9 protein-coding genes are annotated in these 10,384 nt (G+C 63.0%); 4 read left to right on the top strand and 5 right to left on the bottom strand.

The window, feature by feature from the left end:
* Positions 1-82 precede the first annotated feature (82 nt).
* Both D8767_RS08565 and D8767_RS08560 read left to right on the top strand, forming a co-directional pair.
* On the top strand, positions 83-1,447 hold the full coding sequence (locus tag D8767_RS08565; RefSeq protein ID WP_028700270.1) for a glutamine synthetase family protein: 1,365 nt from the start codon (positions 83-85) through the stop codon (positions 1,445-1,447).
* Between the two features lie 24 nt (positions 1,448-1,471).
* Complete coding sequence (locus tag D8767_RS08560) at positions 1,472-2,779, top strand: FAD-binding oxidoreductase (RefSeq protein ID WP_016711905.1); 1,308 nt, start codon at positions 1,472-1,474, stop codon at positions 2,777-2,779.
* A gap of 65 nt (positions 2,780-2,844) precedes the next feature.
* On the opposite strand, the gene fadD1 is transcribed toward D8767_RS08560, so the two are convergent.
* Positions 2,845-4,542: a long-chain-fatty-acid--CoA ligase FadD1 gene (gene fadD1 / locus D8767_RS08555; RefSeq protein ID WP_016711906.1), complete on the bottom strand. Its 1,698-nt coding sequence runs from the start codon at positions 4,540-4,542 to the stop codon at positions 2,845-2,847.
* 311 nt (positions 4,543-4,853) lie between these two features.
* Positions 4,854-6,542, bottom strand: a complete 1,689-nt coding sequence (gene fadD2 / locus D8767_RS08550; RefSeq protein WP_016711907.1) for a long-chain-fatty-acid--CoA ligase FadD2 — start codon at positions 6,540-6,542, stop codon at positions 4,854-4,856.
* Between the two features lie 218 nt (positions 6,543-6,760).
* On the opposite strand from fadD2, the gene D8767_RS08545 reads away from it, so the two are divergent.
* Together D8767_RS08545 and D8767_RS08540 are read left to right on the top strand one after the other, a co-directional pair.
* A complete protein-coding gene (locus D8767_RS08545) occupies positions 6,761-7,705 on the top strand; it encodes an alpha/beta hydrolase (protein WP_016711908.1) in 945 nt (314 codons plus the stop codon).
* Between the two features lie 34 nt (positions 7,706-7,739).
* Positions 7,740-8,210, top strand: a complete 471-nt coding sequence (locus D8767_RS08540) for a MaoC family dehydratase (protein ID WP_016711909.1) — start codon at positions 7,740-7,742, stop codon at positions 8,208-8,210.
* A 65-nt stretch (positions 8,211-8,275) separates the two neighbouring features.
* Here the strand turns inward: D8767_RS08540 and D8767_RS08535 are convergent, their stop codons facing one another.
* From D8767_RS08535 to D8767_RS08525, 3 genes are read right to left on the bottom strand one after another with little or no spacing between them, the layout of a single operon-like run.
* A complete protein-coding gene (locus D8767_RS08535) occupies positions 8,276-9,514 on the bottom strand; it encodes an RNA polymerase sigma factor (protein WP_016711910.1) in 1,239 nt (412 codons plus the stop codon).
* The gene (locus D8767_RS08530) at positions 9,514-9,999 is read right to left on the bottom strand and encodes an SRPBCC family protein (protein WP_016711911.1); all 486 of its coding nucleotides are present in this window, start codon (positions 9,997-9,999) and stop codon (positions 9,514-9,516) included. Before D8767_RS08530 ends, D8767_RS08535 begins: the two co-directional genes overlap by 1 nt.
* A 21-nt stretch (positions 10,000-10,020) precedes the next feature.
* On the bottom strand, positions 10,021-10,365 hold the full coding sequence (locus tag D8767_RS08525) for a YciI family protein (RefSeq protein WP_016711912.1): 345 nt from the start codon (positions 10,363-10,365) through the stop codon (positions 10,021-10,023).
* Positions 10,366-10,384 lie beyond the last annotated feature (19 nt).

Here is a 10,384-nt window from a genome sequence, read left to right as displayed (position 1 = left end):
ACCCGGCCATCGTCTGGCCGTTTGACTCAACTGGACCGCGCGTTTTGCGCGAACGTCCTGTGCGCTTGTGAGCGAATACATCATGCACTTTGCACCTGTAGAGCAGGCTACCCGTTTCCTGGCCGACAACCCCGATATCGAGTTGTTCGAGCTGTTCATCCTCGACGCCAACGGCGTACCACGCGGCAAGCTGCTGCACCGTGATGAACTGCTGGCCGTGTACCAAACCGGCCGGCCGCTGCCCAGCACCATCCTTGGCCTGACCCTGAACGGTGACGACGTGGAAAATTCGGGCCTGGTGTGGGACGTGGGCGACATCGACTGCCGCGCCTACCCACTCGAAGGCAGCCTGGTGCGCCTGCCCTGGCGCCGGGTGCCGACCGCCGCCGTGCAGGTCAGCATGCATCCGAGCGAAGGCCTACCAGCCAGCATCGCCGACCCGCGCCATGTGCTGCTGCGCACCATCGACGCCCTGAAAGCCGACGGCTACCACCCCGTAATGGCCTGCGAGCTGGAGTTCTACCTGCTCGACCAGCAACGCGATGCACAGGGCCGCCCGCAACCGGCGCTGGACAATGACGGTGGCCGCCCACGCACCACCCAGGTCTATGGCCTGCGCGAGCTGGAACAGATCGAACCCTTCCTCGCCGACCTGTACGCCGCCTGCAAGGCGCAGGGCATTCCGGCGCGCACTGCGATTTCCGAGTACGCCCCCGGCCAGGTGGAAATCACCCTCGAACACGGCGACGCCCTGCAGGCAATGGATCAGGCCGTGCGTTACAAGCGCCTGGTAAAGGGCGTGGCCCATGCCCACGGCATGCAGGCCTGCTTCATGGCCAAGCCGTTTGCCAACCTGGCCGGCACCGGCATGCACATGCACCTGAGCCTGGCCGACAGCGCGGGCAACAACCTGTTCGCCAGCGAAGACAAGGCCGGCACCCCGCTGCTGCGCCAGGCCGTGGCGGGCATGCTGCGCCACCTGCGCGACTCGCTGCTGCTGTTTTGCCCCAATGCCAACTCGTTCCGTCGCTTCCAGGCCAACAGCTATGCGCCGCTGGCCCCGACCTGGGGCGTGGACAACCGCACCGTGAGCCTGCGCGTGCCCGGCGGCCCGGCCAACAGCCGGCATGTAGAGCATCGCATTTGCGGCGCCGACGCCAACCCTTACCTGGCTGCCGCAGCGATCCTCGCCGCCAGCCATCGCGGCATCCGCGAACAGCTGGACCCAGGCGCACCGGTGGAAGGCAACGGCTATGCCCAGGCCACCGAGCACTTGCCCACCGACTGGCTGACCGCCCTCGATGCCCTGCAGCATTCCCATTGGGCTCGCGAAGCCTTGGGCGACGACTTCCTTGGCGTGTACCTGAAGGTAAAGCGTGCCGAGTACCGCCAGTTCATGGCCGAAGTCAGCGAGCAGGACTGGCGTTGGTACCTGCACCAGGCCTGAGCCCCTACCTAACAAGGAACACCCATGAACGCAGCATTGAACAAAGGCCCGGCGCAGCGTGCGCCGTCCTATTACACCGCCTCCCTCAACGACCACACCGAGTACCCGCAACTCAAGGGCACGGTGCAGGTGGATGTGGCCATCATCGGCGGCGGCTTTACCGGCGTGGCCACTGCGGTGGAGCTGGCCGAGCGTGGCCTGAAAGTGGCCATCGTCGAAACCAACCGCATCGGCTGGGGCGCCAGCGGGCGCAATGGCGGCCAGGTCACCGGCAGCCTATCGGGTGATGAGGCCATGCGCTCGCAGATGCGCAACCACCTGGGTGCCGAAGTCGACGACTTCATCTGGCACTTGCGCTGGCGTGGTCATCAGGTGATTGAGCAGCGCGTGGCGCGCTATGGCATCGACTGCGACCTCAAGCGCGGCCACCTGCATGCGGCAATGAAACCTTCGCACATGGACGAACTGCGTGCCTTCGAGGCCGAGGCCCACCGCCGTGGCATGGGCGAGCAGGTGCAATTGCTGGACCGTGCGGCAGTGGCCGAGCACCTGCAAAGCCCGCTGTACCTGGGCGCACTGAAAAACCTGCGCAACCTGCACCTGCACCCGCTCAACCTGTGCCTGGGTGAAGCCCGTGCGGCCCACAGCCTGGGTGCACTGATCTTCGAGAACTCCGAGGTGCTGGACATCGTTCACGGCCCGCGCCCGGCAGTGGTCACTGCCCATGGCCGGGTCGAAGCGCGCCAGGTAATGCTGGCCGGCGATGTGTATCACAAGCTGGAAAAGCGCCAGCTCAAGGGCAAGATCTTCCCGGCCATGGGCGGCATCGTCACCACCGCGCCGCTGGGTGAGCTGGCCGAGCAGATCAACCCGCAGGACCTGGCGGTATACGACTGTCGCTTCGTGCTCGACTACTACCGCCTGACCGCCGACAAACGCCTGCTGTTTGGTGGCGGCGCCAATTACTCGGGCAAGGACTCACGCGACATCGAAGGCGAGCTGCGCCCGTGCATCGAACGCACCTTCCCGGCGCTCAAGGGCGTGCCGATCGAGTTCCAATGGAGCTGTGCCATGGGCATCGTGGTCAACCGCATTCCGCAGTTGGGCAAGCTGTCGGACAACGTATGGTATTGCCAGGGTTACTCGGGGCATGGCATTGCCACCAGCCACATCATGGGCGAGATCATGGCCGAGGCATTGACCGGGACGCTGGAGAAGTTCGACACCTTCGCGCAATGCAAGCATGTGCGGGTGCCGATGGGGGACTTGCTGGGGAACCCGCTGCTGGCGGCGGGGATGTGGTACTACCAGATGCTTGAAAAGCTGCGCTGATTTCACTGGCCTCTTCGCGGGTAAACCCGCGAAGAGGCCAGTAAGGCCAGCATAGATTCAGAAGGTCAGGCGATCTTCTTCAGGCCCTGCTTCTTCAGCTCTTCATCACGCAACTCGCGACGCAGGATCTTGCCCACGTTGGTAGTTGGCAACGAATCACGGAATTCGATCATGCGCGGCACCTTGTAGCCGGTAACGTTGGCACGCATGTGCTCCATCACCTGCTCCTTGGTCAGGGTCATGCCCGGCTTGACCACGATGAACACCTTGATCACCTCACCCGACTTCTCGTCCGGCACACCAATGGCCGCGCACTGCAACACACCCGGCAAGGCCGCCAGCACATCTTCCAACTCGTTGGGGTACACGTTGAAGCCCGAGACCAGGATCATGTCCTTCTTGCGGTCGACGATGCGCATGTAGCCGTCCGCCTGGATCAGGGCGATGTCACCGGTCTTCAGCCAGCCTTCGCTGTCCAGAATTTCGGCGGTGGCGTCTTCGCGCTGCCAGTAGCCCTTCATCACCTGCGGGCCCTTGACGCACAGCTCGCCCACTTCGCCCAACGGCAGCTCGTTGCCGGCGTCGTCGATGATCTTGCACAGGGTCGAAGGCACCGGAATACCGATGGTACCCACCTGGTTGGCCTCTGCCGGGTTCACTGCCGCCACCGGGCTGGTTTCGGTCATGCCGTAACCTTCGCAGATGGCGCAGCCGGTAACGGCCTTCCAGCGTTCGGCCACGCTCAGTTGCAAAGCCATGCCGCCAGACAGGGTGATTTTCAGCGCCGAAAAGTCCAGGGCGCGGAACGCCTCGTTGTTGCACAGGGCAACGAACAAGGTGTTGAGGCCGACAAAGCCGCTGAACTTCCACTTGCCCAGTTCCTTGACCATGGCCGGCAGGTCACGCGGGTTGCTGATCAGCACGTTGTGGTTGCCGATCAGCATCATCGCCATGCAATGGAAGGTAAAGGCATAGATGTGGTACAGCGGCAGCGGCGTGATAAGGATTTCGCAGCCTTCGTGCAGGTTGGAGCCCATCAGCGCCCGGCACTGCAGCATGTTGGCCACCAGGTTGCGGTGGGTGAGCATTGCCCCCTTCGCCACGCCCGTGGTGCCGCCGGTGTACTGCAGCACCGCCACGTCGTTGGCCTGCGGGTTGGCCTCGGTTACCGGCTGGCCCTTGCCCAATGCCAACGCGTCGTTGAAGCGTATGGCACGCGGCAGGTTGTAGGCCGGTACCATCTTCTTCACGTACTTGATCACGCTGTTGATCAGCAAGCGCTTGAGCGGCGGCAGCAGGTCGGCCACTTCGGTGACGATAACGTGCTTGACCTGGGTCTTGGGCACCACCTTTTCAGCCAGGTGGGCCATGTTGGCCAGACACACCAGGGCCTTGGCGCCGGAGTCGTTGAACTGGTGTTCCATCTCCCGCACGGTGTACAGCGGGTTGGTGTTGACCACGATCAGCCCGGCACGCATGGCACCGAATACCGCGACCGGGTATTGCAGGACATTGGGCAGTTGCACGGCAATGCGGTCACCCGGCTTGAGGTCGGTATGCTGCTGCAGCCAGGCCGCAAACGCCCCCGACAGCGCATACAACTCGCCATAAGTGATAGTCTTGCCCAGGTTGCTAAAGGCCGGTTTGTCGGCAAAGCGTTGGCAGGATTGCTTGAGTACTGCCTGGATATTGGGGAATTCGTCAGGATTGATTTCCGCCGTAATCCCGGCTGGGTACTTATCCTTCCAAAAATGTTCGATCATGGAAGCCCACTCCTTCAGCAACAGCGAAGTTCGATTGGCGCGTCGATGCGCTTATTATTGATATGAGACGGCGGTTCGTTGCAAACCGGATCGTCTGAAAGCGGGCCGAGAGTAACAGCTTTGCCTGGGGTCGCCTAGAGGCCAAAATAGGCCTTGCAGTCACAAAAATGACTCAATGAACAATACAAGTCATTTTTAGAGTTTTTAACCAAAATGTCGCGGATGGCTTGAGTTTTGTAAGGTTTCGCAGATCGAGCGCCGCCCGCGCGGCGCTCGATCTCAACAACACCACTAAGCCAAAGCCATACCCATCAAGCGATATCCCGCAGTTCCCGCCGCAAGATCTTGCCCACAGGCGTCATCGGCAACGACTCGCGCAGCACAATGTGCTTGGGCACCTTGTAGCCGGTAAAGTTGGCCTTGCAGTAGGCCTTGAGCTCATCCACGCTCAGCCCCCCCTCACGCGGCACTACGAACAGCTTCACCGCCTCGCCGGAACGCTCGTCCGGCACACCGATGGCTGCACAGTTGGCGACCTTGGGGTGGCCCATCACCACATCCTCGATCTCGTTGGGGTAAACATTGAAGCCCGAGACGATGATCATGTCTTTCTTGCGGTCGACGATGCGAGTGAAACCGTCCGGGTCGATCACCGCAATATCGCCGGTCTTGAACCAGCCGTCCGCATCCAGGGCCTGGGCCGTGGCCTCGGGCTGCTGCCAGTAGCCCTTCATCACCTGCGGGCCCTTGATGCACAACTCGCCCCGCTCGCCCAGCGGCATCTCGTTGCCGTCATCGTCGATCACCTTGAACGCGGTACCCGCCACCGGGATGCCCACCGTACCCAGTCGGGCAAGCTTGCCATAGGGGTTGGTGCTGGCCACCGGCGAGGTTTCGGTCAGGCCGTAGCCCTCGACGATGCGACACCCCGTAAGCGCTTCCCAGCGCTCGGCAGTGGCCTTGACCAGCGCCGTGCCGCCGGAGTTGGTGACCTTCAGCGCCGAGAAGTCCAGCTGACGGAAGCCCGGGTGATCCATCAGCGCAACAAACAGGGTATTCAGCCCCAGCAGCGCGGAGAAACGCCACTTGCCCAGCTCCTTGATGAAGCCCGGGATGTCCCGTGGGTTGGTGATCAGCACGTTGTGGTTACCGGTGACCATCATGCACATGCAGTTCGCGGTAAAGGCATAGATGTGGTAGAGCGGCAGCGGCGCGATCATCACCTCCTGCCCGTCCTTGAGCAGCTTCTGCCCGTCGGGGCCATGCTGCGAGAAGCAGGCCAGCACCTGCAGCATGTTGGCCACCAGGTTGCCGTGGGTGAGCATCGCGCCTTTGGCAAGGCCAGTGGTACCGCCGGTGTATTGCAGCACGGCGATGTCGTCCAGGCTCAGCGGCACCGGTTTGTGCGACAGCTCGCGCCCTTGGCGCAGCGCCTGTTTGAACGATACCGCCTGGGGCAAGTGATAGGCCGGCACCATCTTCTTCACTTTGTCGACCACCGTGTTGATCAGCCAGCCTTTGGCGGTGGGCAGCAGGTCGCCCATCTTCGCCTCGATCAGGTATTCGATGCCGGTATCGGGCAACACCTCCTGCACACGCTTGCCGAACATGTTCAGGTACACCAGTGCGCGCGCGCCGCTGTCCTTGAACTGGTGGCGCATTTCGCGCTCGGTGTACAGCGGGTTGGTGTTGACCACGATCAGGCCGGCGCGCATGGCGCCGAAGACGGCGATGGGGTATTGCAGCACGTTGGGCATCTGCACCGCGATGCGGTCGCCCGGTTTGAGGTCGGTGTGCTGCTGCAACCAGCCGGCGAAGGCGGCTGAATGGCGCTCCAGCTCGGCGTAGGTCAGGGTCACGCCCAGGTTGCTGAACGCCGGGCGGTCGGCAAAGCGCTTGCAGGAGCGCTCGAACACCTCGACGACCGAGGCGTAGGCATTGATGTCGATGGTGGAAGGCACGCCCGCCGGGCGCTTGTCATTCCAGAAGTCGGCTTGCATTTATTATTGTTCCTCTGCCTGGACCTGCACTGCGTCCTTTAGTCCATTACCTGATCGCCAGCCGGCGAAAAGGCGTTGATCCGACGTTAACAGGTAAGTCCAAGGTGGCATATACGCCAAGTGCCGCCATTAACATTGTGAATCTTATTTGTGCCCTTCCTGCAATCCGGCCGGTTGTGCATACACTGTTCGGGTACCTGTGCGCACAAGGACCCGCCATGCCTAACGACGCCTTCTGGCTACCCGCCAGCGAGCACTGCAGCCTGTACGTGCACCAATGGCTGCCGGCCAAACCGGTGAAAGCCGTGGTGCTGCTGGCCCATGGCATGGCCGAGCATGCCGGGCGCTACCAACGCCTTGGGCAGGCCCTGAGCGAGGCGGGCTTTGCCCTGTTCGCGGCCGACCAGCGCGGCCACGGGCGCACTGCCGAGCAGGGCAGCCTCGGCCTGTTCGCCCGCCATCATGGCTGGAATGCCGTGGTCAACGACCTCGGCCGGGTGGCCCAGCACATCGGTCAGCAATACCCGTGCACGCCGCTGTTCCTGTTCGGCCACAGCATGGGCAGCTACATCGCCCAGGCCTACCTGCTGCACCACAGTGCCAGCCTGCACGGGGCTATCCTGAGTGGCTCCAACTACCAGCCGGCAACGCTTTACCGGGTGGCCCGGCAGATTGCCCGGCTGGAAGCCTGGCGTCAGGGGCCGTTGGGCAAAAGTGCATTGATCGAGTGGTTGTCGTTCGGCTCGTTCAACAAGGCTTTCAAGCCCAACCGCACCGCATTCGACTGGCTCAGCCGCGACCCGGCCGAAGTCGACCTGTACGTCAACGACCCGTTGTGCGGCTTTCGTTGCAGCAACCAGCTGTGGCTCGACCTGTTACAAGGCTTGGCGCAGATCAGCCAGCCGAGTAACCTCGCGCAGATCGATCCGAACCTACCCATGCTGGTGATCGGTGGTGAATGTGATCCGGTCAGTGCCGGCAAGCGTCTCACCCATCTGGCCGACGCCCTGCGCGCGACCGGCAATCGACATGTACAGCTGCGCGTCTATCCTCAAGCGCGGCATGAAGTACTCAACGAAACCAACCGTGACGAGGTCACCGCCGATATCCTCGGCTGGCTTGAACAGGCGCTGGCCCTTGGCCGCCCCGTGCGCAGTGAATGATAGCCACCCTCGCCTAACGCTTAAGGAAGCACCGATGTCCCAGGTCACCAACACGCCTTACGAAGCCCTCGAAGTCGGCCAGAAGGCCGAGTACAAGAAGTCCGTTGAAGAACGCGACATCCAGCTGTTCGCCGCGATGTCCGGTGACCACAACCCGGTTCACCTGGATGCCGAGTTCGCCGCCAAGAGCATGTTCCGCGAACGTATTGCACACGGCATGTTCAGCGGCGCGCTGATCAGTGCAGCAGTGGCCTGCACCCTGCCAGGCCCTGGCACCATCTACCTGGGCCAGCAAATGAGCTTCCAGAAGCCGGTGAAAATTGGCGATACCCTGACCGTGCGCCTGGAAATCCTCGAGAAGCTGCCGAAGTTCAAGGTGCGTATCGCCACCAATGTGTACAACCAAAACGATGAGCTGGTGGTCGAGGGTGAGGCCGAGATCCTGGCACCGCGCAAGCAGCAGACCGTCGAGCTGGTGTCGCCGCCGAATTTTGTGGCTAGCTGAAGATCGATATAGCCAGTACCGGCCTCTTCGCGGGCGTGCCCACGAAGAGGCCGGCACAGAAAACATCATTCAATGGCCTGAAGCCGCCGCTCAATGTGCCTGCGCTCCGGCTCCTGCCGGGTCAGCGCCAGCGCCTGCCGCCAAGCCGCACGGGCCTCCTCGACCTGCCCCAGTTGATAGTGCAACTCCGCCCGAGCCACATGCGCCAGGTGATAGTCCAGCAGCTCCCCTCGCGCCATAATCCCCTCGACCACCTGCAAGCCAACCTCCGGTCCATCCCTCTTGGCCACTGCCACCGCCCGGTTCAGCTCCACCACGGCTGAAGGCCAATGCCGCTGCAACACGTCATAAAGCCCGACAATCTCCGCCCAGTCCGTCTCCGCTGCCGTCGATGCTTCGGCATGCACCGCGGCAATCGCCGCCTGCACCGTATAGGCGCCGAACGCCCGGCTTTGCAGCGCCTGGCGCACCAGCTCGCAGCCTTCCTCAATGCGTTGCCGGTCCCACAGGCTGCGGTCTTGCTGCTCCAACACCACCAGGTTGCCCTGGGCATCGGTTCGCGCCTGCTGCCGGGACGCCTGCAGCAGCATCAAGGCCAGCAGGCCAACCGCCTCCGGGTCGGGCAGTAACTGCACCAGCAACCGCGCCAGGCGGATCGCTTCATCGCTTAGGTCCTGCTGCAGCAGCGCCTCGCCCGATGACGCCGAATAGCCTTCGTTGAACACCAGGTAGATAACCCGCAAAACGCTCTCCAGCCGTTCGGGCAGTTCGTTCAATTCCGGTACCTGGTACGGGATGCCTGCATCGCGAATCTTGGCCTTGGCGCGGACAATGCGCTGGGCGATGGTGGCCGGGCTTTGCAGGAAGGCGTGGGCAATCTGTTCAGTGGTCAGGTCGCAGACTTCGCGCAGGGTCAGCGGTACCTGGGCATCGGCGGACAATGCCGGGTGGCAGCAGGTGAAGATCAGGCGCAGGCGGTCATCGGCCAGCAACTCTTCTTCGCTGGGGTCCTGTGCCTGGGCGTCGAGCAGCATGCTCAGGTCGGCCTGGGAGCGGTCGAAACGGGCGCGTCGGCGCAGCGCATCAATGGCCTTGAAGCGCCCGGTGGAAACCAGCCACGCCCTTGGGTTTTCGGGTATGCCGTCGCGCTGCCAACGCTCGACAGCGATGAAGAAGGCATCATGCATGGCCTCCTCGGCCAGGTCGAAATCACCCAGCAAGCGGATCAACGTTGCCAAAATGCGCCGCGACTCCCGCCGGTACACCGCCTCGACTTCGGTACGCACTTGCGCCAGTGCCGCCATCAGTCGGGCATCCGCTGGGTCACCACCTCCACCAGGCGGTCCAGGCTTTCTCCCCAGCCCTGGTGAAAGCCCATTTCCTCATGGGCCCGGCAGTCGGCGGCATTCCAGTGCCAGGCGCGGGCGGTGTAGCGGGTTTTGCCTTGCTCCTCGTCAAAGCTGATCACGGCGGTCATGAAGGCCTTGTTCGAGGGCACCCAGCCGGGGCCGAAGGCATCGGTGAACACCAGCCGCCGTGGTGCGGCAATTTCCAGAAACACACCCTGGTTCGGGTACTCGCTGCCATCCGGCGCGCGCATCAGGGTGCGGAACAGGCCGCCGGCCCACAACTGCATCTCGCACTCCGGTGTGGTCATGCCGTGCGGCCCCCACCACTGCATCAGCCACTGGGGTTCGGTCCAGGCGCGGAACACCTTGGCCGGGGGTGCGTCGATCAAGCGGCTGATGGACAACTCATGTTGGGCAGGTGCAGGTTGGGCAAGGCTCATTGTTGTTGTGCTCCTTGGCTGTCAGGGTTGCAGTTGGCGCACGGGCCTTACCTCGACGCTACCGACCCGTGCGGCAGGAATACCCTTGGCGATGTTCAGCGCCTCGTTCAAGTCGCGGGCCTCGACCAGGTAAAAACCCGCCAGTTGCTCTTTGGTTTCGGCGAACGGGCCGTCGGTCAGGCTCATGTGCCCGTTGCGCACCCGTACCGTGGTGGCGGTCTGCACAGGCTTGAGCGCCTCGGCCGCCAGCATTCGCCCGGAGCCCTGGATGGCTTCGGCATACGCCATGCATTCGGCGTCTTCCGGGCTGTCGGGCAGGCTGTGCAGCAGCCCCTCGTCACAATAGACCAGGCACAGGTATTTCATGGTCGCCTCCAGGGCATTG

It is taken from the genome of Pseudomonas sp. LTGT-11-2Z, assembly GCF_003691445.1.
GTDB lineage: Bacteria > Pseudomonadota > Gammaproteobacteria > Pseudomonadales > Pseudomonadaceae > Aquipseudomonas > Aquipseudomonas monteilii.
This window is presented reverse-complemented; position numbering and strand designations above follow the sequence as displayed.

Coding starts and splice junctions, on each gene's coding strand:
- D8767_RS08545 (WP_016711908.1), top strand. CDS start 6,761: ATGCCTAACGACGCCTTCTGGCTACCCGCCAGCGAGCACTGCAGCCTG.
- D8767_RS08530 (WP_016711911.1), bottom strand. CDS start 9,999: ATGAGCCTTGCCCAACCTGCACCTGCCCAACATGAGTTGTCCATCAGC.
- D8767_RS08565 (WP_028700270.1), top strand. CDS start 83: ATGCACTTTGCACCTGTAGAGCAGGCTACCCGTTTCCTGGCCGACAAC.
- fadD1 (WP_016711906.1), bottom strand. CDS start 4,542: ATGATCGAACATTTTTGGAAGGATAAGTACCCAGCCGGGATTACGGCG.
- D8767_RS08540 (WP_016711909.1), top strand. CDS start 7,740: ATGTCCCAGGTCACCAACACGCCTTACGAAGCCCTCGAAGTCGGCCAG.
- fadD2 (WP_016711907.1), bottom strand. CDS start 6,542: ATGCAAGCCGACTTCTGGAATGACAAGCGCCCGGCGGGCGTGCCTTCC.
- D8767_RS08560 (WP_016711905.1), top strand. CDS start 1,472: ATGAACGCAGCATTGAACAAAGGCCCGGCGCAGCGTGCGCCGTCCTAT.
- D8767_RS08535 (WP_016711910.1), bottom strand. CDS start 9,514: ATGGCGGCACTGGCGCAAGTGCGTACCGAAGTCGAGGCGGTGTACCGG.
- D8767_RS08525 (WP_016711912.1), bottom strand. CDS start 10,365: ATGAAATACCTGTGCCTGGTCTATTGTGACGAGGGGCTGCTGCACAGC.